The sequence below is a fragment of the Seinonella peptonophila genome (genome assembly GCF_900129355.1).
GTDB lineage: Bacteria > Bacillota > Bacilli > Thermoactinomycetales > Thermoactinomycetaceae > Seinonella > Seinonella peptonophila.
In genome coordinates, this window is sequence record NZ_FQVL01000005.1 from 186,008 (window position 1) to 207,488 (window position 21,481).

Here is a 21,481-nt window from a genome sequence, read left to right on the forward strand (position 1 = left end):
TCCTTAATGATCAGTCGTAATTTTTTGTGATAGATAAACAAATGCGAGTGTCGTAAATACATACGCCTGTACAACACCTACAAACAGCGAGTATCCAATCCATAGAATCAGCGGTAAACCTGTCATCAGCGGACTGGCTTGTAGCATGATTACAATCAAAACTTCTCCGGCAAAAATATTGGCCCATAGCCGCATACCATGTGTAACTGGTTTTGCAACTTCATCAATCAGATGCAATATCACCATCCAAGGATACGGTTGAAAATAATGTGCGAGATAGTTTTTTGGAGAGCGTTTGATCCCAATAAAATGCGCCATCAGCGTAATTGCAATCGCCATAGCGAAGACAACATTTAGATTAGCTGTTGGTGATTTCCACCAAGCATATTTACTTGCTTCTTTCCCCGCTACCTCAGCATGATTACTTGCTTCAATGCCTAGGAAGGGAATGGGCTGTTGGTGTTCAGTCACAAGATTAAAGACTAGACCGAGCTGATTGGCAATCAGTAAAAAGAGAAAAAGAGTAAATGCAAACCCATAGAATCGAGAACTTGTCTTGAGGTCTAGATTTGAGCGGACAATGCCTTTGGTAAAATCGATTACCATCTCCACAAGATTCTGCATACCGGAAGGAACCATTGTTAGTTTTCGTGCTGCTAAGACAACGATTAAGAAGACGAGGAGACAAGTAACAGTGGTTGTAATGACGACGGTGAGATCAAAATCGATTGGCACACCGCCTAACTCAAAGCCAATTTTAGGCGTTTTTTCCATCTCGAGCAAATTCACCCCTTTCTGGAACGAACTCCTTGACGCAAAACTGCAATCAACTCCAGTAAAACGACAAGTATATAGCAAATGGGTAACCCTAGCACAACCGCACGCACATCGATCCAATCACGATAGAGTATCGCGATAATAATCGCCAGCGTTACCATAAGATACCGATGAAACATACCACTTCCTGGCAAGCGGATCGACGATAAAATGCTTTGTTCACATTTCAAGCGAATTCTACGGGTGAGATAGAGGATATTATACAGGCTGATTGAAAGACCTAGCATCACACCAGCAATAAACGGCTGAATAGGGAAGAGAAACCATAAGATAAGGCAGAGAGCGAGGAGTCCAGTGGTAAAGATGATGACCCAACGTCGAATGGCAGTAAAGGGGTTGGTCTGAGGATTAATCGATGAAAGACTCATCTAGTCGAGTCACCCACCTGATCATCCTATTTTTATTTGAATAAAGCCCAATAAATAACATCATATCACCCCAACCTCATAGCGGGTAAAACCGATTCATGATTAGGTTTATCTGATCAGGGTTAACTTTTCTTCAGTAAAACACGAAATGTGTAAATCGCACTGACAAAAGCAAACACGAGACCTAACAAAACCCCTAGCAAAAGACCGATGGGCTGACTGTGTAGGTATGCATCAAGCTTGCGCCCAATCCAACCCCCACCGATTACTAACACAATAAACTGTAAGCTGACACTACTGAGTACTGCAAGCACCTGCCACGGGCTCTCTTGTTTTTTATTCATCTGCATCCCCCATCCATCAGAGTGTAAGGAGTAGGATGTATAGGGATATTTGAGGAAAGAGCAGACCATTCCACTGCTTATAGTAACGAAGGCATAGATGCATTGTCAACGCTTTCGCACAAATGGTATATGAACAAATCGTCACATTTACCTACATATTGCTCAGACTTTGCTTTTTATTTCGTACCAAATAGCCGATCTCCTGCATCACCTAACCCCGGAACAATATAACTTTTTTCATTTAGTCTTTCATCAATTGCTGCTGTATAAACCATAATCTCTGGATGTTCTTTATGCAGACGCTCTAACCCCTCTGGTGCAGCTAGTAAGCAAACAAATTTGATTTGCTCAGCTCCCCACCCCTTTAACATATGTATCGCTTGACAAACTGAACCACCTGTAGCCAACATCGGATCGAGCACGATCACTTCTCTCTCAGGAAGATCTTGTGGCATTTTAGAATAGTACTCCACAGGTTTTAATGTTTTCGGATCACGATAGAGGCCGATATGCCCTACTTTTGCCGCAGGGAGAATGGATAACATACCATCAACCATCCCCAAGCCCGCTCGTAAGATTGGAACTAAACTCATTTTTTTCCCAGCAATCAGGTACCCTTTCGTTTTCGTAATAGGCGTTTCAATCTCTACCTCCCGCAATGGCATTAGACGTGTAATCTCATATGCCATTAACATAGAAACCTCTTCAACCAACATTCGAAATTCCTTCGTACCTGTCGTACGATCGCGTAATAATGTTAACTTATGTTGGATCAATGGATGATCTAATGTCTGTACGCTCTCCATCCTTTACTCTCCTTCTACGTTCATTGTAGCCAGAAAATGATCAATACATCCTATTATGTATATTTCATAACCTTGAAACACTCCTGTTCTATCATATTATGATTTTCCGCGATTGGCGACCTTTTTATAAAAAGCATTTCCGAAGTAACATTCGCTCGATCTCACGATCTTCTGAGCGTGATTCGCAATTTTCGCTGAATAAGTGAACCGGGTGGACGTCATTGTCCACCCGGTTTTCCTATAACTTCATACCCCTGTAGAGCGGGAATTGTTCTGTTACTTTTGCTACTCGATCACGCGCTTCTTGTTTGATCTGCTCATCATCAGGATTTTTCAATGCAAGTGCCATGATCTTCGCGATTTCTTTCATCGCTTCTTCATTCATTCCGCGAGTAGTTACCGCTGCCGTACCAATCCGAATACCACTTGTCACAAACGGGCTTTCAGGATCGTTTGGAATGGCATTTTTATTTGTGGTGATGGCTACTTCATCCAATATCTCTTCTGCTCGTTTACCTGTTAGACCTAGGTTGCGTACATCAATCAGAATTAAGTGATTATCCGTTCCACCTGAGATCAGCTTGAAACCTTCACTTTGCAATGTTTCTGCTAAACGGGTACTATTTTTAATAATTTGCTCCGAGTACTCTTTAAAAGCTGGCTCTAGTGCCTCACCTAGTGCAACCGCTTTTGCAGCAATCACATGCATCAAAGGCCCACCTTGAATCCCTGGAAAGATCGCTTTATCGATTGCCTTTGCATACTTTTCTTTACAAAGGATCATTCCGGAGCGAGGTCCGCGCAAGGTTTTATGAATAGTTGTCGTCACATAATCTGCATAAGGAACTGGATTAGGATGATGTCCAGTCGCTACCAGTCCTGCAATATGAGCCATGTCAACCATGAGTAGCGCACCTACATCATCTGCAATCTCACGGAATCGCGCAAAATCGATCACACGCGGATATGCACTCGCACCTGCTACAATTAACTTTGGTTGATGCTCTTTGGCGAGCCGATGTACCTCATCATAATCGATTCGATGTGTCTCATCGTCTACACCATATGCTACAAATTGATAAAGCTGACCAGAAAAATTAACAGGGCTTCCATGTGTCAGATGTCCACCTTGAGCAAGATTCATCCCCAGCACGGTATCTCCTGGCTCTAAAGCGCTAAAATAAACACCCATATTGGCTTGAGCGCCCGAATGAGGCTGGACATTGGCATGTTCTGCCCCAAAGAGTTTTTTGGCTCTCTCAATCGCAAGATTTTCTACAATGTCAACATATTCACAACCACCATAGTAACGGCGTCCTGGATACCCTTCTGCATATTTATTTGTTAAGACACTACCCATTGCTTCGATGACTGCTTCACTAACAAAGTTCTCAGAAGCAATTAACTCGATATTATCCCGTTGTCTGGACAGTTCCTGCCCCATCGCCTCAATCACTTGTGGATCTTGTTTGCGTAAATGTTCCAAACGTAACGTCCCCTTTTCACTTTGCATTAATCGATCAAGATGAATGAAATAATTCTTTCATATGCCTAATTTATTCGTATCGAGCCCGTAAACCCCCAATGAGCTTGGGTCGTGAATAAGCCATTGTAATATGCGCTTCGCCAATTCGTAGCAAGCGAGGGCGGACAGGGACGGCGACTGGTCTCATATGCATCCCTACCCAAGTGTCGCCAATGTCGACTCCTGCATCCGCTTGAATGGTTTCAACGCAAATCGCCTGATCCAGATGGGCAAATGCATAACTCGCCATTGCTCCTCCAGCAGAGCGAACCGGAATCACACTCACTTCATCCCAACCCTTTCGTTCGGCTGTTTTTCGTTCTACCACACAGGCTCGATTCAAATGTTCACAGCATTGAAAGACAGGTTGAAAGCCAATCTCCGCACGTGCTTGCTGAATTCCTTGAAAAAGTGCTTCTGCAATCTCCTCTGAACCCTCTGTCCCAATTCGTTTCCCAGCGATTTCACTCGTACTCACTCCAAATACCACTACATCCGTCGGTCTTATGGGATGAGCATCGTTTAACTCATATAATGCTGTAACCAATTGTGCTGAAAGTTGATCCATCTCATCATTCACCCTTCCAGGGCATGCAATTTCTCAATACGGCGTTGATGACGATCCCCTGCAAATTCTGTTTCCAGCCAGACACGCACAATTGATTTTGCCAAATCTGGTCCAATCACCCGTTCACCCAGAGCAAGGATATTTGCATTATTGTGTTCACGGCTCATTCTTGCAGAAAATTCATCGCTCACCACAGCACAACGAATGCCTTTCACTTTATTGGCCGCAATCGACATGCCTATGCCTGTCCCACAAACTAAAATTCCCCGATCAAACTCACCATTCGCTACGCGCTGGGCTACTGGCTGTGCATAATCTGGATAATCGACAGAGTCACTGCAATCACATCCTACATCTGTTACCTCTATGTCTAGTTCTTTTAATAATCCAATAAGATCCGCTTTTAAACGAACCCCGCCATGATCCGAACCCAAGATGATTTTCATCTACATATCCTCCTTTCACGTAGTCTATGATCATTTCTCATTTTTCAACTGCGAGATCCACTGACGCAATTCTGCTTCAATCTCATCTCTACAGGCACGGTATTCCTCCAAAGAACCGCCAAATGGGTCTTGTATGTCTGCGTTTAGGTTAACCTGATCCAATTTTTTTCGCAACTGTTTCTCTTCCTCAAGTAAAGGAGACAGCTCTTTTTTCCAACGTTCCTCTGCTTCTTCGGGCCATTTTTCCTCGGATTCAATTTGAAATTCACTCTGTATCGCTAGGCGTTTTTCTTCAACCTGTTGATAGATTTTGTCCAATTTCTGCTCGATAGAAGCGGCATCAGAATGATGGTATGCTAATTCTTTTAATGTGATCATTTGTTCAATCTTCTCAGGAGCAAATTGAAATAAAATTTGTTTATGATTTGTTGTCATCGTAATGACCAAATCCGCCCAGTGCAAAATATCTAAATCAATCATTTGCGACTGTCCTGTATACTTAATTCCTTTTTCCTGTAAAACAGAGATTGCATGAGAAGAGATTGTACCACCATCTAAAGCGGCAATTCCAGCTGATCGAGTCTCGATCTCCAACCCTTCTTCATGTGCGATCTGACGCAATAAGGCTTCTGCCATTGGGCTTCGGCAAGTATTTCCAGTGCAGACAAATAATATTTTTTTCATTTCTTTCACTCCCGGTTCAGACTATCTACATTACCCATCTTCTATTATTTTAGGGTATTTTTGTCTATCTGTGGAATTGATGCACAATATACATAAAAATCCCCCCAGCAAGCAAACCATAAACGGAAAATTTTCTTCCAAGGTAAAATGCATGTGGAAAAACTTCACAGACAACGATCCAGATCATAACAGTTGCTGCAAAAACAAGGCTAGTCGCGGTAATATCAATATTATTGCTTAACCAGTTTATCCCCATCCAAGTGCCAAGCGGCAATGCCATACCACATAACAAGCTCAAACTAATAATCTGCAAAGGTCGATACCCCTCTTTTAAGAGAGGCAGGGACATTGCCATCCCTTCGGGTATATTATGAATCGCTAAAGCTAGAACCAGCAGCATTCCAGCATGATGTTCACTTTCAAAACCAACACCAATGGCAATTCCTTCAGGTATATTATGGACTATGATTGCCATAATTAAATAAATCCCCAATCGTTGATAAGCAGATTCAGGGGATATTGCATGAAAATGACCAAATGGCAATTGCCGAAAAAGGATCATAGTTAAAACAGCAAGTCCCATACCGATTCCAACATGATAAAAATCCCCATATTGAACAGCTGTTGGTAACAGGGTGGCATAGGATACAAGGAGCATGATTCCCGAAGAAACCCCAAAAGCGAAAGAAATTGCCTGTCGACTCAATGGTACTAATAAAGAGAGGATTGGTCCAATCATGGTGCAAAGTCCAGCTAAAAAACTATAAAAGATAGCTTGATTCACCATATAAATTTCATCCCCAATACAATTAATAAAATGCCTCCAAATGTTTCACCATAGTGACCTAACCAAAAACCTGCTAATCTGCCAATGCTGATACCCATCGCAGTTAACAATGCACTGGATAGACCAAATAGCAATAATGCCAGTCCTTGATCAGTAGCAAATAGCCCTAGACTTAATCCAGCGGAAAGCGAATCTAAGCTGACTGTGATCGTCAACAAAATCATCTGTCCCAAAGTATGAAGTTGAATGGTTTCATCAGGCTCCTGCCAGATCATCTTTGCCCCTAAAAAACACAAAACACCTCCTCCTACAAGAGTAGCAATCCCTTTCATAGCATGGCTGAGGACACTGCCGATCAACATACCGAGAAAAGGCATCACTACATGAAATGCTCCCACAAGTAGACAAACAAACAGCATTCTCCGCAAGGTGAGCTGCCTTGTCCCCAAAGCCAATCCAAGTGAAAATGCATCCATTGCTAAAGCAACTGCTAGCATTGATACCGTTAATAGTTGGCCTAATTCAGGCATACATGCTCCCCCTTTGTACAATCCTCAAAAAATCGTATGCAGAAAATAGATAAACAGAACCCGACACACGAACTGATTCGAGTGTCGGGTTCTGTTCACTAAACTTCTATTATCTTTCCACCAGCGGCTTTGACAAGTCGATTCATCACCGCTACAAAAGAATCTTTTAAGGGGAATGTTTCACTATAAATGAGCTCTATTTCTGCTTGGTCAAATTGATGTAATGACTGATAGAGGTGCTGTGCAACACTTTGTGGATGCTTTCGAAAGCCGCACGCCACTACCATCGTTGCTTGATATTGATCTTTATATTCTTCTGTAGTTAAAATGCCCACTCGTTTCCCTTTTGCCATCTCCTTTGATACTTGTTCTTGAATCTGTAAACGAGTTTTTTCTTCATCTCCCATTATCAACCAGAGATCGGCTTTAGGCGCATAGTGACGATATTTCATACCAGGTGCTCGAGGGGTATCAGGCGTAGGTGAATCTAGCATCACCTGATCTACTTCCCCTAGCTGCTGGACAAGCATTTCATAGGTGATGCTACCAGGTCGTAAAATGGTCGGTTTTTCGAGACTGAGATCAAGAACTGTTGACTCTAAGCCCATATTAGTTGCCCCACCATCTAAGATATATGAAACGCGATCTGATAAATCCCGCCATGCATGCTCTGCCAGTGTCGGGCTAGGACGACCTGAACGGTTTGCACTTGGTGCCGCAATCGGAATGCCAGCCGTTTGCAAGAGTGCTGTTGCCACCGGATGCCGAGGCACACGCACTGCTACTGTGGGTAGACCTGCCGTAACGGACGAAGCAAAATGACCTTCATTTGGTAAGATCAAGGTCAAAGGGCCTGGCCAAAATCGATTCATCAATTGTCTAGCTGGTGATGAAAGATGTCGAAACATACGCTCTACCTGCTCTTGAGCTGCAAAATGAACAATGAGCGGATTATCACTTGGGCGACCTTTTGCGATATAGATCGCACGCACTGCATCCTCCGATCGTGCATCAGCTCCAAGTCCATAAACCGTTTCTGTTGGAAAGACAACACGTTCTCCATCTCGAAGAGCCTCAGCTGCTGCTTTAACTGCTGGGCTTGACAATAGTTGTTCTGTAGGAATTTGCCGTAAGTCTACATAAGTTGCTTCCTGCTGTTTCAATCGATTCATCCTCTTCTTAATGTTGAATCCAGTAGACCATGACCGAACTGCTTTGCTCCATCTTTTGAACAGGCGTACTTTCCTGTATCTCAATTGGCAATTTATCTACTGATATAGGAGCAAAACCCAATTGCTGAAAAAAACCTTCTGCTGCCTGTGTAACCAGATAAATGCTTGCTAGTTCTAATTGTCTCGCATACTGAATCAAAATTTCAATACATTGGATACCAATCTCCGCATTCCATAATTGTCGATCCATAACAAACGAGCGTAACAAACCACATTTCTCATAGATTTCCATTCCAATTGTTCCAACTACAAGTCTTTGTTCAGGTTCTTCGACTACAAAAAAGTGTTGCCTTCCATTACCCGTTTCCACTGCTGGAAGTGATGCTTCAGTTAATAATTGTTCAATTGTTTTCATATCAGTCGCAACTGCGCGACGAACGATAATCATCCATCCGCCCTCCCTTTTCTATTAACTCTATGAAAAGGGATAGAAGATTATCACTTTTGCAGATTTTGCATCCATTCTCTATATTTATCCAACAATAAAAACCGTACTTGTGGTGGTTGCTCTTGCTCTACTCGTTTCGCTTCTTCTGCGTAAGCCTGATTATCAACTAATGATGCCGACGAATGAGCTTGAACCGCATCACCATTTTGCATTTCAACAAAACAGAGCGGTGGAAAGAGGACACACCACCAATTATCTCCTTCTCCGCGACCGATACGAATCAACAGAGCTTCATAAAAGCCAGCAGGATAAACCTGTTCTCCATATAATTTTGTTGGAAAGGGGACTCTTCCAAACTGCAAATGAACAGGATAACTGAAACCATATCGTCTGATCGTCTCGATTGCTATTTCTTGTAATTGCGGCAGCCGCTTACGAATGAGCTGTCGAGCTTCAGCACGTGTTTTTGGTTGCTGAGCCCATTGTTTCATTTCTGATACAATCTGATCACGTACTTTTCTTTTCAGCCACTGATCTTGAACAGTATTACTATTTGCCAAGATTCGCAGGCGAATAGCTTGAGCTGGAATAGCAGGCTGATCCAAACTCGCATTTTCTGTGATCGACATCGGATCAATCATATATCCAGTTGCAATCAATAAACAAATAACGGTCAATATTATATAAATTCGACGTTTCATGTGGCTTCATCCTTCCGCTTTTCTCTCTTATTCAAGAGTATGGACAAAGCGAAAGGATCTTAAACAGTTAACGATAGAATTTTCAGACTAAATCATCTCTTGCCATGGAGAACCAGACGACTCGGTCATGTCCAGCTAGATCAGGCTCTACCTGGATGCAGCCATTTATTGCCAGAAAGCGGAAAAGTTCTGGTACTGTTTTTCCTTGATCATAACCAATCTCCAAAACAACGTGGCGAGGAGGCTGAGGCAAGTGCGCAATTTGTGTCGCCAATCTCCGATAAATGGTGAGTCCATCTTCACCGCCATCTAACGCTAATCGCGGTTCAAACCCTTTTACTTGCTTTTCTAATCCCTGATAAGCTGTTTGATCAATATAGGGAGGGTTACTGACAATAATCTGTGCCTGGACATTGATTGACTCAAGAGGAGATAGCAAATCACCGTTATAAAAAGAGATTCTCTCTTCCAAACCATACTTTCGTGTATTCTGCTTTGCCACTTCCAGCGCAGCGGATGAGCGATCTATGGCAATCACTTGCAACTGAGGCAATTCTAAAGCACAGGTGATTGCAATCGCACCACTACCTGTACCTACATCAACCAAATAGAGCGATTCATCACTCGCAAAATTGTCTGAGATCAATTGAATCACGCGCTCGACTAATCCCTCTGTCTCTGGTCTGGGTATCAACACAGCAGGATTGACAATAAAATCTCGTCCATAAAATGACTGTTTCCCGACAATGTATTGCAATGGCTCCTGCTTACATCGACGATGAAGCCAACCATGCAATTGTTGAATCTGCTCGGTAGAAAGCTGATGCTCCCAGGATAAAAAAAGTTGTGTCCGAGTACAATCGAGCAAAGCTGTTATTAACCATTCCGCTTCAAATGCAGGATCATCAATCTGACATTTCTCCAAAAAAGAAGAAGCCTCCTGGAAGGCTTCACGAAGTGTTGTCATTTCTTACATCCTCTCTATCCCAACTGACCGAGTAACTCTGCCTGTTGATAAATAATTAATTGGGAGATCACCTCATCCAGATCTCCATCTAAGACATAATCTAACTTATGCAATGTTAATCCAATACGATGGTCAGTTACACGACTTTGTGGGAAGTTATAAGTTCGAATCCGCTCGCTTCGATCCCCAGTCCCTACTTGGGATTTACGTTCATCTGCTAATTTTGCATGTTCTTCCTGTTGTTTGAGATCATATAGACGAGCACGCAATACGCGCATAGCCTTCTCTCTATTTTTAATTTGAGATTTTTCGTCCTGACAAGAGACAACAATACCTGTTGGCAGATGTGTAATTCGTACCGCTGACTTCGTCGTATTAACGCTTTGACCACCTGGCCCACTTGAACAGAACGTGTCGATCCGTATATCTTTATCATGAACTTCAATTTCAACATCTTCTGCTTCAGGTAGCACTGCTACAGTCGCGGTAGAGGTATGAATGCGTCCGCCTGATTCGGTGGTGGGCACACGTTGTACACGATGAGCTCCACTCTCATATTTGAGACGGCTATAAGCGCCTTTACCCTGTATAGAGAAGACCATCTCTTTTAAGCCGCCTAAACCTGTTTCATTGGTCTCTAACACTTCCACTTTCCAACCCTGACGTTCTGCATACCGCGAATACATTCGATAGAGATCAGAGGCAAAGAGCGCTGCTTCTTCTCCCCCAGCCGCACCACGAATCTCGACAATGACGTTCTTTTCATCATTTGGATCTTTGGGTAATAATAAGATTTTAATCCGCTCTTCAAGCTCAGTTTGTCGGCTGGTCAGTTCGCTAATCTCTGATTTAACAAGTTGTTTCATTTCATCATCAAGTTTTTCATCAAGCATTTCCCGTGCTTCCTGTAACTGATCCATTACTTCTCGATACTCAAGATAGGCTTGATTTTGTTCCTCTATACTCGATTGCTCTTTCGCATAATCGCGAAGTCTATTTGGATCGCTGATCACTTCAGGATCACTTAAAAAACGGGTTAATTCCTCATATCTTTGATGGATAGCCTCTAAACGATCCAACACTTTGATTCACCTCGATCAATTCACTCATAAAAGCTATTGTATCATAGGTCATTCTTTTTCAAAACTCCATATATCCTTCATGATACTATGTTAGAGTTAAGAAAGAGAGATCCTCATCCCACCACTAAAAATGAGTAAAGGAGCGATTCGTCTAATGAACCCTAACATATATGATATTCTAATCGGTAATATTGTGAGCTTTGGTCTCTTCATTGCCTATTATTTTCTATTCCATTTTCTGATACAAGAAGGAAAAAAATCGAAGATTGCTCGTTATGCCTCTTCATTTCTATACTGGATCACCTTTGCTATCTATTTCTGTTGCCTCCTGTTGGGGTTTGCGATCCATTTGGTCGCTTTTCTGCTCTCTATCTCCGATCTAACCATGATTGCGGAATTGATCGGTATAAAGCCGAATCAAGTTCATGTTAGCAGTTTACATCTGATTGCTCTGTTCACTTGGTTATCAGCACTACTGGGAATGTTATTCTTTATTCCCCTCTTTAGGCGTTTTATCGCTCGCTTGATTCCGATCGACCCCAAAAACCGTATACATACCGTTTCTCTTGCCATTGCTGTACTTATTCCCTTCCAGCTCATCATTACCTACCTAATTGGACTGAGTTCTTTGAATGAAGGGACGGGAAGCGCAAGCCTAGCTGAAACACTCGTTAGCATCTGGTCTCAGGACATTCTATTTTTCATATTTGGGATGATTGGAGTAGGTTGGCTAACATCGCGCAACAGTAAAGAAACTTTTCAACGTTTAGGCATTACTCGGATCTCGCTGAAACATGTATTTTTAGCAATGGGTATTGCGGTACTCTTCGTTGTACTTGGACAATTGGTCGACTTGTTTTCCACTCACTTTCAAGTCGGCGTGGACCCAGAGGTAGAATCATATACTGATAAGTTGATTGGACCTCTTTTTAGCTCATGGTTCGGGATTTTCACATTGGGCGTGGCTGCCGCTTTGGGGGAAGAAACCATTTTTCGTGGCGCACTTACACCGCGATTTGGGATCATCCTCTCCAGTCTGCTCTTTGCTGCTGTCCATGCTAATTATGGTTTTAGCCTCTCTTCACTCATTGTCCTCATCTTAGGGATTGCGTTAGGCTGGCTACGAATGCGGTACAGTACAACTTTTACGATGGTCGTGCATGCAACCTACAATATCATATTAGGAATTCTCGCTTTCAATCATTCTTAATACAAGCATCTCCATCTAAATTCCTTAGGGCGAACCTGCACTCATGAAAGAAAATTGCCGCGTCTACCTGAAAGCGTTGTTCAATATGCGCTGTGCTTTGTAACAAACAGCAAATTCAACTTGTCTGCGCAACGTAGACGCGGCTTTATCGTGCTTGAAAAACGACTATTTGCAAATCTCCTCCCTATATTTCCAAAATTCTTTATAAATCGATTAGAATTAAAGAACTTTCACGATATATATATTTAATTTAAATATGTATAATCTTTGACTATATGAATATTTTCTAATAAAATTGTATACATGCAAATAAATTCATCTTTGTGATTCATCTAGGAGGGGGTTATCTATTGACCCAGTTTAAGCGTTATTTAACAGTTGGACTTACTAGTTTAACTTTGGCACTGGCTCCATTTGGTTTAAGCGGCTTCAATCATGTCTCAGCCGATCCAAACCCTACTAAGGGAATTAATTTCCCTATGATGGCAGCAGCAACACCTTTTAAAGACGAAGGATATTCACAGGAATGGCACGGTACTGATCAAAATGTTGCCTTCCAGCTTTATTGTAGTGAAGCGATTGACGGCGGAAAGGGAGAAATCGGCGTTGGTGTTTATCTGCAACGGAAAGAAGGGGATGATTGGAAAGATTCTGGCGGCAAGATTCAAATGGATTGCCATGGTATCGACAAATTAGCAACCATCGACGGTGGTAATGATGAAAAACCTGCTTTTACCAAAGAAATCTTTGATGACAAATTGTACCGACTAAAATTTGATGGCCCTAATGGAGACAAAGGATTTAAAGTACGCTATAGCATCAACCAAAATGGGCAATCTGCACCTGAAACCAAAAAGACAGAAGAAACAGTTAAATTCCTAGATGATAAAAAAACATCACGCAATTGGGTTTCTACAGGTAAAAAGGTAAAAATCACTTATACCTATGATATTACCAATAATCCTGATAAGAATCACAGTGTAGATATCATTCTCTTAAAGGATGGGAAGGAAGTAGCAAGAAACAAAGATCTGCCAACCACCTCTAAAGAAAAGAGCGCAGATATCTATTTTGATAAGAACCTCTTTGTAAAAGGGGTTACTTACTCCCTAAAATTTGATGGGAGTGGTGATACTGATAAAAATGAAGATAAAAAACATCAGATCAAATATACAGTTGCTGAAGTAGAAGACAATGTTGGTCCCATTGTCCAAGATGATATCACCTTTGACCCTACAGGTAATTCGAAAAATTGGACAGCTACCAAGCCAAAGGCAAACGTAACCATAACCTATGATTATCAACATGAACCAGATGGTAAAAAACCACTCGATGTCATCTTGATAAAAGGGAATGAAGAGAAAGGCAAGCAACAAATCGTCCCTACAGGACGTTTTACAACGCAAACCTTCTCCTTTGATACAGAGCCAGGCGCTACTTATCAATTAAAATTTAGTGGAGAGACAGTGAATGGTGGAGATCACCGGATCAAATATCAAGTAATCGAAGCCGACGCTGCACCTGCCCCAGCATCTGCACCTAAGACTGATCCACAACAATTATCACCACAGCCTGAACAACAACCAACACCGGGAGATAATCCTAATCCCAATGCAAACCCAGATACAAGCAAAAGTGGTCAATATGTTCAAACATCGACCGACGCTGGCTTTGACCTCAGAAAAGAGCCTAAAATTGATGAGTCAGCTAAATTCAATCCTTGGGTCACACTAAAATCAGGTACTCCCGTAACGGTAAAATGTCAAGTTCCAGATGGTGATGAAGTAAGTGGACGCTTTGGCACTACCAAGCTCTGGGACTATGTCGAAGTTCTTGATGGTGATCATAAAGGGAAAAAAGGCTATGTCTCTGATTCATACGTTTATACCGGTAAAAATGGTCAAATCGCAAAAACCTGTACCCCTGAAGATACCAAATAACAATCAACGCTAAGAGTCCAGTGAAAAGCTGGGCTCTTTTGATTTGTAGACAAAGTAAGGTTCCGTCAATATTTCACGCTTCGCCTTCATTTCAGGATGCGTTGATGTCTTCAAAGCGCAGCGACTAACTTGCTCAGGGCGGGTATCAACCTCGGCTACTGCGTCATAGTGAGACTTGCAGCGTTCGCTGCTTAGCGAAACTTGTGCACGGCGTGTGCAAACAGTAACTACTGCCTATTCTTCGCTTCATAGCCGTAGCTTGTAGACAAAGTCACACAATCTGCTCGTGATCGTGGTTCAAGGCGCCGCGACTGCACGGTCAAATAGTCTTACAAGTTCCGCATTTTATAAGTCTAGATCCAGCTTATTGTTCAAATTTCTATTGAATCCATACTCTTCTATCGCACCTTGGATTGCACTTGCCATCACACGAACATCGAACTCACATAACACTCCTGCTGACTGACCTTCATGCAAGATCTTTTGTAATTCATCAGTCAGGGGATCATCAAATTGTAGACAGTATTGTGTTCTCTGTTAATAATTTTTATAAAGTGCCATAAACTTAGTCTGATCGATGAACATGCACCATACTCTATCTACAAACTAAGACCCCAGTTTTCACTGGGGTCTCGGTTATACTGCTTATTTAAGGTTATATTTTTTCTTAAATCGATCAACCCGTCCACCCGCATTGACCAATTTCTGTTTCCCAGTATAGAAGGGATGGCAGGCAGAGCAGATATCTACACGCAGGTCATCTTTTGCAGTAGAACCTGCTTCAAAGGTATTGCCACACGCACAGGTGATCGTCCGCATCTTAAATTCAGGATGAATTGCTGTCTTCATCATCTTCACCTCACTATCTCATGCTCTATTCGCACCAGAACGAATCAAAGTGCATTATAGCATGAGATGAGGTATTTAATCAATCTAGTACTGCTAACGGATTGATTGCCTGCCCATCTTTTCGGACTTCAAAGTGAAGATGATATCCCGTCGCATTTCCTGTTTGCCCCATATTCCCAACAATATCAAATGCATCTAAATGTTGACCTTTGCTCACACGAATTTGACTTAAATGGGCGTAATAAGTTTCCCAACCATTTCCATGATCGATGACCACTAAATTCCCATATCCACTGGCATATCCTGCTCGCGATACTACCCCGCTTCGAGCAGCATGAATCAAAGCTCGGTTACAAGCAGAACTCCATATATCAATTCCTTTATGTGCGCGACCATGTCGCCAACCAAACTTACTTGTGATCCGTCCATGAACTGGCCATAGGAAATCCCGATCCGACCGAATCTCTTTCGCTGGATTTGGATAACTAGCTAAGACGACCCGCTTCTTTTTCTTTACAGACTTTGACCGAGCTGAAGCTTTTTTCTGCCAAGCAGATTGCGTAGGCTGAACCATCTCAATGCGTTTTACTGTGAGAACCCATCGACCCTCCAATGGTCGATCAATCTCGCTAATTTCGGGATTTAACTGCTGTAGAAGTTCTACGTTCGTCTGGTGTTTTTGAGCAATCGTATGTAGCGTATCTTTCGCCTCACTACGAATCCATTGGGTTTGCAATGGAATCTTTAATGTTTGCCCAATATAAATCCGATTCGGGTCGGCTAGCTGATTATATGCGGCGATGTCTTGATAGGAAACTCCATGATAAAGTCCAATCCGATAAAGACAATCTCCTTTCTTCACTTGGTACTGGAGTGGTTGACTCTCAACATTCATCTTCGCTACCACATTTCCAAGTGCCACAGCCGAAAAAGAAGATAAATACTGGTTTGTATTTTGTGAGACCGTCTGTTGCTCTGGCACAGAAGGCGTTTTTCCTACATCATCAGCATATACAGCAGGATGTCTTCCCGTTCCCATCGTTAATGCGGCAGTTGAAGCCGAACAAAGAGTTAGGGATGAAGCTAATAACACCTTTTTCCGTGACATCATAGCACCTCACAGCAGAAAATATTATGAAGCCTATCGTATTCTTTTGATGTAAAGCTTTAAGTATACTGTTCTAGAATACGACTTATATTTTCATCCCTATGCATCGATAGATGATCATAGACCTACATTCTCTTAGATCACACTTGTAGCCTTACGGGGTGCGGGTGATTCCAACGAATCCAGAAACTCTTGATTTGTTTTTGTATGTTTCAATCGACGCACTAAACTATCCGTATACTCATTATTCTCAATCATGGCTTTACGGAGTAGCCATAGCTTTTCCAAATCTTCTTTTTCTATCAGCAATTCCTCACGCCTTGTACTGGAACGCCTAATGTCAATCGCAGGGAAGAGGCGCTTCTCCGCTAAACGGCGGTCCAAATGAAGCTCTAGATTGCCTGTTCCTTTAAATTCTTCATAGATGACATCATCCATGCGTGATCCTGTATCAATCAACGCCGTAGCTAGAATGGTTAAGCTCCCACCTTCTTCAATATTCCGTGCGGCGCCAAAAAACCGCTTAGGACGATGGAAAGCAGCTGGGTCAATTCCACCTGAAAGGGTGCGACCACTTGGCGGAATGACAAGATTATATGCCCGGGTTAAACGCGTAATCCCATCAAGTAAAATCACTACATCACGTTTATGTTCAACCAAACGTTGCGCACGCTCTAAGACCAACTCCGCGACTTTGATATGATTTTCAGGCAATTCATCAAAAGTAGAACTCACTACTTCACCTTTTACTGATCGTTGCATATCGGTTACTTCTTCGGGACGCTCATCAATCAACAAGACAAATAGTTCGATCTCAGGATAATTCTCAGAAATACTGTTCGCAATTTCCTTTAGAAACATCGTTTTCCCAGCTTTTGGCTGGGCGACAATCATACCTCTTTGCCCAAGTCCAATAGGGGCAATCAAATCGATAATCCGAGTTGAGATTTTGTCAGGTGATGTCTCTAAAATCAAACGTTTTTGGGGATAGAGAGGAGTTAAAGCGGGAAAGTGCAATCGTTCAGCTGCTGCACTTGGATCTTCTCCATTGACCGCCTCCACGTGTAATAAACCAAAATAGCGCTCGTTCTCTTTAGGAGGTCTTACTTTGCCAGAAACGAGATCACCTGAACGCAGATCAAAACGACGAATTTGAGAAGCAGAAATATAAATATCCTCAGCCGAAGGAAGAAAATTAATCGGTCTTAGGAAGCCATAGCCTTCGGATAAAACATCAAGTACACCTTCCATGAATAGTAATCCATCATGTTCAGCTTTTGCTTTTAAAATTGCAAAAATCAGTTCTCGTTTTTTCAATTGACTGTAATAAGCCACTTGGTACTCTTTTGCTAGCTTATATAATTCTGTCAACTTGCGATTCTCCAAATCGCTTAACGTAAAATCCACCAAAAACCAACTCCACTCATTTCATTCAAATTTTCATTGGTAGATTTGGCTTTTTTTCTAGACGATGAGTTGCTTCCATAAAGCGAATTGTTCCTGTCTTTGCTCGCATTACAACTGAATGCGTTGTTACGATTCTTCCTTGGTAACGAACACCTCTTAACAATTCACCATCAGTCACTCCTGTAGCAGCGAAAATCGCATCATCGCCTTTCACCAAATCATTCATTCGCAATACTTGTTTTGGCTCTGAAAGCCCCATGCTTCTGCATCGCTCATACTGTTCATCATCTTCTGGAAGCAAGCGGGCTTGCATCTCTCCGCCTAAGCACTTTAGTGCGGCTGCTGCAATCACACCTTCTGGAGCCCCGCCTGTTCCAACCAACAAGTCGACACCAGTATCTTCAAAACCTGTATAAATGGCTGCCGCTACATCTCCATCAGAAATGAGTTTAATGCGAGCGCCAGCTTGGCAAACTTCATTAATCAGTCGCTCATGTCGGGGACGGTCTAAAATGACGACCACTAAATCTTCCATGTCTTTGCCAGTTGCTTGCGCAACAGCATGTAAATTATCAACAATGGGGGCATCAATATCAATCTTCCCAATCGCTTTCGGCCCTACTGCAATTTTCTCCATATACATATCTGGAGCATGCAATAGACCGCCGCGTTCAGAAACAGCTACAACTGAAAGGGCATTCCACATTCCCTTTGCAACAAGATTCGTACCTTCTAACGGATCGACAGCAATGTCAACTTCAGGTAAATAACCGAGACCCAATTTCTCACCGATGTAGAGCATCGGAGCTTCATCCATTTCCCCTTCTCCGATCACCACAGTCCCGCGCATTGGAATGGTGTCAAAAAGGCTTCTCATAGCGGTCGTTGCTGCTTCATCCGCTTCATCCTTCTTGCCTCGTCCCATCCAACGACCTGAAGCAATTGCAGCAGTTTCAGTTACACGTACCAACTCCATTGATAAACTTCGTTCCATTCTATGAATCCCCCTCTTTATACGTAAAAAGTTAATATTAGGGTAACACATTTAACCCTATTATTACATACGAATTAAAAAAACATATAATTAGAGGGAATAGAACGTCCTTTTTTACACGCTTTGGAACTTATATCCATACATGTGATGATCAGAATCAGTCTACGAAGGAGAGTTGAAGATAAATCGGAGATGGATGTGAGTTAAAAAATGCAGAAGTAGAATATAATCGGTTAGTTTATACTATTAACATTGAGTTTACAAGACTTTATATAAAAGAGTCTGAAATTTGTTCATAAGTTGAATAGGAGGAGAAAGCCCCTCAAACCCATACATAAAGCACTCTCGCGAATATCATTTGATCACGTAGACTATGCGACGGTTGGGGAGGGGAGTTCATCCTATACTTATTTACTTTTTAAGTGCTTTTTCCCAGTCTTGTTCAAATTTTTCAATCCCCTGATCTGTTAGCGGGTGTTTTACAAGTTGTTTGATCACACTGTAAGGAAGTGTTGCAATATGCGCTCCTACTTGTGCAACGGCTGATACATGATAGGGGTGACGAATACTAGCTGCAATAATCTCTGTAGGGAGCTGATGTTGTTCAAACATTCGAGCAATCTCATCAACAAGTTGCACGCCATCATGGCTAATATCATCCAATCTACCTAAGAAAGGACTTACATAGGTTGCTCCAGCACGCGCTGCCAACAATGCCTGATTCGCTGAAAAAATCAGTGTAACATTGGTAGATATCCCTTTTTTTGAAAAATGATGGACAGCTTTTAATCCTTCTAAAGTCATTGGAACCTTAATAGTTACATTTTTTCCATAGGCCGCTAACCGCTCACCCTCTTGGATCATGCCTTCAGCATCACGACTAATCACTTCTGCACTGACTGAGCCATCTACAATAGTTAAAATCTCTTGTAATACTTCTTCAAATATACGACCTGACTTTGCGATTAAGCTAGGGTTAGTCGTTACACCTGCAAGAATCCCTAATTCATTTACTTCACGAATCTCTTCAATGATTGCAGTGTCTAAAAAGAATTTCATCAACAGACGCCTCCGTTGTTCTGATTTTATATAGGTTTACCTCTAAACAAGGCAAAGTCATGTGATCGGCTTGTGATCGTGGTTCATACTTCGCCGTACTACCAGCCAAGGTATAATCATCTTGTTATATTACTTCATGGGATCGGTACACGAAGTATGTAATCCGTATGCCGACTGAGCTTATCGCATTGCAAGATCAGTCGGCTTTTTCAAACGATTATCCGTTTTAGGATTCCCTAAAAAATTAAGCTTTTCCAGAGCTACCGAAGAGACGCATTTTCCCACGCACGGTCTCTTTGATTGCTTCTCTTGCTGGTCCTAAGTATTTACGAGGATCGATCATATCTTCATCTTGATCAAGCAACTGACGGATGACAGCTGTACTTGCCACTTGATTCTCTGTATTCACATTAATTTTTCCAACTCCAAGAGAAATCGCACGCGTAATAGATTCGTCAGGAACCCCTGAACCACCATGTAAAACAATGGGTGCTTCGATTGCTTTGCTTACTTTTTCGATCACTTCATAACGGATTTTGGGCTCGCCTTTATACATGCCATGTGCCGTACCCACAGCAATCGCCATTGCGTCAACTTTTGTTTCTTCCCAGAAACGAATCGCTTCATCTGGATTTGCAATGGTAGCATCTTCATCAGCGACGACTAGATCATCTTCTACGCCACCAATCGTTCCCAATTCACCTTCTACTGATACACCAACAGCGTGTGCCGCTTCCACTACTTTTTTCGTTAGTCGTATATTCTCTTCAAATGGATGATGAGAACCATCAAACATGACAGAAGAAAATCCTGCTTGAATACACTTCATCACCATCTCAAAGTTACTACCATGATCTAAATGTAAGGCAACAGGTAGACCTGATTCCTCAGCAGCTACCCGGGCAAGAGCTACAACATTATGCAACCCCATATAACGGATTGCCCCTTCACTTGCTCCAAAAATAAGCGGAGATTTTTCTTCCTTACCTGCTTCGATAATCGCTTGGACATATTCTAAATTATTCATGTTAAATTGACCGACAGCGAATCCTTCCGCTTTCGCTCTTGGTAAAAAATGGTTCATTGAGACTAATGGCATATGTCAGCATCTCCTTGATCCTATAATTGTCTTCAAGCATTATATCACATCTTCAGCTTATCCCGTTTTAAACAGCAAAAAACCGATATTTCAAAGAAATACCGGCCAACAGCAAAATATAAATATATGATTCAACAATTCAATATCCACAATACAGAGTGTTCAACGGGTTCGATCATTTCAGGATGCAAGCTGCTTTAATACTTCATCCCTCAATTCCTCAATATCAAAAGGTTTTGTAAAATGAGCAAGGGCTCCTAATTTGGATGCTTCTGTTACCATATCTAATTCACCGTATGCAGTCATCATGATTACTTTAGCAGAAAGCCCCATTTGGCGCAGCCGACGTAATAACTCAATCCCATCCATTCCAGGCATCTTCATATCTAACAAAATCAAATCTGGTTTTTCTTGTTGGATTACTTCTAATGCCTGATTTCCATTTGATGCCTGAGAAATATTTAGATTTTCCTTAGAGAAGACTTCTTTGAGCAATAAGCGAATTCCATACTGATCATCGACGACCAAGATCCTCTTTGCATTCAATTGT

Annotated in this window: 24 protein-coding genes; 2 read left to right on the forward strand and 22 right to left on the reverse strand. The window is 42.0% G+C overall.

Annotated features, from left to right (window positions below; translation table 11 throughout):
• Positions 1 to 3 precede the first annotated feature (3 nt).
• The 15 genes from atpB to prfA form a co-directional block, all read right to left on the reverse strand.
• Positions 4 to 774, reverse strand: coding sequence for a F0F1 ATP synthase subunit A (gene atpB, locus BUB71_RS10510; RefSeq protein WP_073154851.1), 771 nt, complete (start codon positions 772 to 774; stop codon positions 4 to 6).
• A gap of 11 nt (positions 775 to 785) precedes the next feature.
• On the reverse strand, positions 786 to 1,205 hold the full coding sequence (locus tag BUB71_RS10515) for an ATP synthase subunit I (RefSeq protein ID WP_073154797.1): 420 nt from the start codon (positions 1,203 to 1,205) through the stop codon (positions 786 to 788).
• A 122-nt stretch (positions 1,206 to 1,327) separates the two neighbouring features.
• Positions 1,328 to 1,549 carry an AtpZ/AtpI family protein gene (locus BUB71_RS10520; protein ID WP_073154798.1) on the reverse strand — a complete coding sequence of 74 codons (222 nt, stop codon included), beginning with the start codon at positions 1,547 to 1,549 and terminating at the stop codon, positions 1,328 to 1,330.
• 176 nt (positions 1,550 to 1,725) lie between these two features.
• Complete coding sequence (gene upp / locus BUB71_RS10525) at positions 1,726 to 2,355, reverse strand: uracil phosphoribosyltransferase (RefSeq protein ID WP_073154799.1); 630 nt, start codon at positions 2,353 to 2,355, stop codon at positions 1,726 to 1,728.
• A 238-nt stretch (positions 2,356 to 2,593) separates the two neighbouring features.
• Positions 2,594 to 3,841 (reverse strand): serine hydroxymethyltransferase, encoded by a 1,248-nt coding sequence (locus tag BUB71_RS10530; protein WP_139279060.1) that lies wholly within the window; start codon positions 3,839 to 3,841, stop codon positions 2,594 to 2,596.
• A gap of 70 nt (positions 3,842 to 3,911) precedes the next feature.
• The gene (locus tag BUB71_RS10535) at positions 3,912 to 4,448 is read right to left on the reverse strand and encodes a TIGR01440 family protein (RefSeq protein ID WP_073154801.1); all 537 of its coding nucleotides are present in this window, start codon (positions 4,446 to 4,448) and stop codon (positions 3,912 to 3,914) included.
• 8 nt (positions 4,449 to 4,456) lie between these two features.
• Positions 4,457 to 4,894: a ribose 5-phosphate isomerase B gene (gene rpiB, locus BUB71_RS10540; RefSeq protein ID WP_073154802.1), complete on the reverse strand. Its 438-nt coding sequence runs from the start codon at positions 4,892 to 4,894 to the stop codon at positions 4,457 to 4,459.
• 30 nt (positions 4,895 to 4,924) lie between these two features.
• On the reverse strand, positions 4,925 to 5,578 hold the full coding sequence (locus BUB71_RS10545) for a low molecular weight protein arginine phosphatase (RefSeq protein WP_073154803.1): 654 nt from the start codon (positions 5,576 to 5,578) through the stop codon (positions 4,925 to 4,927).
• Between the two features lie 64 nt (positions 5,579 to 5,642).
• Entirely contained in the window at positions 5,643 to 6,365 is a 723-nt protein-coding gene (locus BUB71_RS10550) for a ZIP family metal transporter (RefSeq protein WP_073154804.1), read from the reverse strand.
• Entirely contained in the window at positions 6,359 to 6,895 is a 537-nt protein-coding gene (locus tag BUB71_RS10555; protein WP_073154805.1) for a manganese efflux pump MntP, read from the reverse strand. Before BUB71_RS10555 ends, BUB71_RS10550 begins: the two co-directional genes overlap by 7 nt.
• Positions 6,896 to 6,993: 98 nt before the next feature.
• Entirely contained in the window at positions 6,994 to 8,067 is a 1,074-nt protein-coding gene (locus BUB71_RS10560; protein ID WP_073154806.1) for an L-threonylcarbamoyladenylate synthase, read from the reverse strand.
• A gap of 7 nt (positions 8,068 to 8,074) precedes the next feature.
• A complete protein-coding gene (locus BUB71_RS10565) occupies positions 8,075 to 8,515 on the reverse strand; it encodes a GNAT family N-acetyltransferase (protein ID WP_073154807.1) in 441 nt (146 codons plus the stop codon).
• A gap of 50 nt (positions 8,516 to 8,565) precedes the next feature.
• The gene (gene spoIIR / locus BUB71_RS10570) at positions 8,566 to 9,216 is read right to left on the reverse strand and encodes a stage II sporulation protein R (protein ID WP_073154808.1); all 651 of its coding nucleotides are present in this window, start codon (positions 9,214 to 9,216) and stop codon (positions 8,566 to 8,568) included.
• A gap of 82 nt (positions 9,217 to 9,298) precedes the next feature.
• On the reverse strand, positions 9,299 to 10,183 hold the full coding sequence (gene prmC, locus BUB71_RS10575) for a peptide chain release factor N(5)-glutamine methyltransferase (RefSeq protein WP_073154809.1): 885 nt from the start codon (positions 10,181 to 10,183) through the stop codon (positions 9,299 to 9,301).
• A gap of 14 nt (positions 10,184 to 10,197) precedes the next feature.
• On the reverse strand, positions 10,198 to 11,265 hold the full coding sequence (prfA, locus tag BUB71_RS10580; RefSeq protein ID WP_073154810.1) for a peptide chain release factor 1: 1,068 nt from the start codon (positions 11,263 to 11,265) through the stop codon (positions 10,198 to 10,200).
• 154 nt (positions 11,266 to 11,419) lie between these two features.
• On the opposite strand from prfA, the gene BUB71_RS10585 reads away from it, so the two are divergent.
• Together BUB71_RS10585 and BUB71_RS10590 are read left to right on the forward strand one after the other, a co-directional pair.
• A complete protein-coding gene (locus BUB71_RS10585) occupies positions 11,420 to 12,475 on the forward strand; it encodes a CPBP family intramembrane glutamic endopeptidase (protein ID WP_073154811.1) in 1,056 nt (351 codons plus the stop codon).
• Between the two features lie 350 nt (positions 12,476 to 12,825).
• Positions 12,826 to 14,415, forward strand: coding sequence for a hypothetical protein (locus BUB71_RS10590; protein ID WP_073154812.1), 1,590 nt, complete (start codon positions 12,826 to 12,828; stop codon positions 14,413 to 14,415).
• 645 nt (positions 14,416 to 15,060) lie between these two features.
• Here BUB71_RS10590 and rpmE read toward each other — a convergent pair.
• From rpmE to BUB71_RS10625, 7 genes are all read right to left on the reverse strand, one after another.
• The gene (gene rpmE / locus BUB71_RS10595) at positions 15,061 to 15,264 is read right to left on the reverse strand and encodes a 50S ribosomal protein L31 (RefSeq protein WP_073154813.1); all 204 of its coding nucleotides are present in this window, start codon (positions 15,262 to 15,264) and stop codon (positions 15,061 to 15,063) included.
• A 79-nt stretch (positions 15,265 to 15,343) separates the two neighbouring features.
• On the reverse strand, positions 15,344 to 16,375 hold the full coding sequence (locus BUB71_RS10600; protein WP_084731423.1) for a M23 family metallopeptidase: 1,032 nt from the start codon (positions 16,373 to 16,375) through the stop codon (positions 15,344 to 15,346).
• A 132-nt stretch (positions 16,376 to 16,507) separates the two neighbouring features.
• Positions 16,508 to 17,779, reverse strand: a complete 1,272-nt coding sequence (gene rho, locus BUB71_RS10605; RefSeq protein WP_073154852.1) for a transcription termination factor Rho — start codon at positions 17,777 to 17,779, stop codon at positions 16,508 to 16,510.
• Between the two features lie 25 nt (positions 17,780 to 17,804).
• Positions 17,805 to 18,773 carry a class II fructose-bisphosphatase gene (gene glpX / locus BUB71_RS10610; RefSeq protein WP_073154815.1) on the reverse strand — a complete coding sequence of 323 codons (969 nt, stop codon included), beginning with the start codon at positions 18,771 to 18,773 and terminating at the stop codon, positions 17,805 to 17,807.
• 411 nt (positions 18,774 to 19,184) lie between these two features.
• On the reverse strand, positions 19,185 to 19,832 hold the full coding sequence (gene fsa, locus BUB71_RS10615) for a fructose-6-phosphate aldolase (protein WP_073154816.1): 648 nt from the start codon (positions 19,830 to 19,832) through the stop codon (positions 19,185 to 19,187).
• A 244-nt stretch (positions 19,833 to 20,076) separates the two neighbouring features.
• On the reverse strand, positions 20,077 to 20,931 hold the full coding sequence (fba, locus tag BUB71_RS10620) for a class II fructose-1,6-bisphosphate aldolase (RefSeq protein WP_073154817.1): 855 nt from the start codon (positions 20,929 to 20,931) through the stop codon (positions 20,077 to 20,079).
• A 180-nt stretch (positions 20,932 to 21,111) separates the two neighbouring features.
• Positions 21,112 to 21,477 (reverse strand): response regulator, encoded by a 366-nt coding sequence (locus BUB71_RS10625; protein WP_073154818.1) that lies wholly within the window; start codon positions 21,475 to 21,477, stop codon positions 21,112 to 21,114.
• Between the last annotated feature and the right edge of the window lie 4 nt (positions 21,478 to 21,481).